The sequence below is a fragment of the Agathobaculum faecis genome (assembly GCF_014287995.1).
Lineage (GTDB): Bacteria > Bacillota > Clostridia > Oscillospirales > Butyricicoccaceae > Agathobaculum > Agathobaculum ammoniilyticum.
The window spans coordinates 1-680 of the sequence record NZ_JACOPL010000076.1 but is presented as its reverse complement, the minus strand read 5'-3'; the positions used below and the strand labels follow the sequence as shown (position 1 = coordinate 680).

Genomic DNA, 680 nt, shown 5'->3' with positions numbered 1-680 from the left:
CAACTAAAGAAAGAATGGAAGTGCTGAAAGATGGCAAGGGCGATTGATGCATATACACTAAACAATGATCTCGTGTCTTGGTACAATGACACCGAAGATGAAAAGGAAAAATCTATCCTACGGCGGGTGATGCAGAGAGTGGTTCAAGCGCCCACCCTCACCCCGCCGAACGAGCCGCTGACGCTGGAGCAGCTGCGGGAGATGGACGGACAGCCGGTATTTCTGGTATTTATGCAGCCGATAGAATACGGCTGGGAGGATCAGTGGGCATTAGTGGACAGCGAAAATGAGACGGTTTTTAATGGCGCATACAAATTTGATTTTTCAAATTGTGTGGGATTCGCCTACCGCCGCCCGCCAGAGGGAGAAGCATGAAAATAAATCAAATAGCTGAAATATCATTTGCTCTCATACTGTTTGAATTTGCAACCGCAATAATATGGCAGGCACTTGAACTCATCGTTTATGGAGAAATACAGCCTCGTGTGGTTGATGATCTAATGGGGCTTGTATTTCTGTATGGCATGGTTGAGGCCTACAGAATGGGGAAAAGGCACGGGAAGGAGGACACCTGATGGACATTTCTGGGACAAATATAAAGCATATCACTATGTTTGACCGACAGTATACGCCGGAAAAACAAGCAGAGGGACTGGCAATCTCACAAGCTATTGTATACG

General features: G+C 46.5%; 2 protein-coding genes. Both read left to right on the top strand.

What is annotated here, in order from left to right; all coding sequences use genetic code 11:
- The first annotated feature begins 30 nt into the window (after positions 1-30).
- The gene (locus H8S45_RS15920; protein ID WP_186950618.1) at positions 31-375 is read left to right on the top strand and encodes a hypothetical protein; all 345 of its coding nucleotides are present in this window, start codon (positions 31-33) and stop codon (positions 373-375) included.
- Positions 372-575 (top strand): hypothetical protein, encoded by a 204-nt coding sequence (locus tag H8S45_RS15915; RefSeq protein ID WP_186950616.1) that lies wholly within the window; start codon positions 372-374, stop codon positions 573-575. Before H8S45_RS15920 ends, H8S45_RS15915 begins: the two co-directional genes overlap by 4 nt.
- Positions 576-680 lie beyond the last annotated feature (105 nt).

Coding starts and splice junctions, on each gene's coding strand:
- H8S45_RS15920 (WP_186950618.1), top strand. CDS start 31: ATGGCAAGGGCGATTGATGCATATACACTAAACAATGATCTCGTGTCT.
- H8S45_RS15915 (WP_186950616.1), top strand. CDS start 372: ATGAAAATAAATCAAATAGCTGAAATATCATTTGCTCTCATACTGTTT.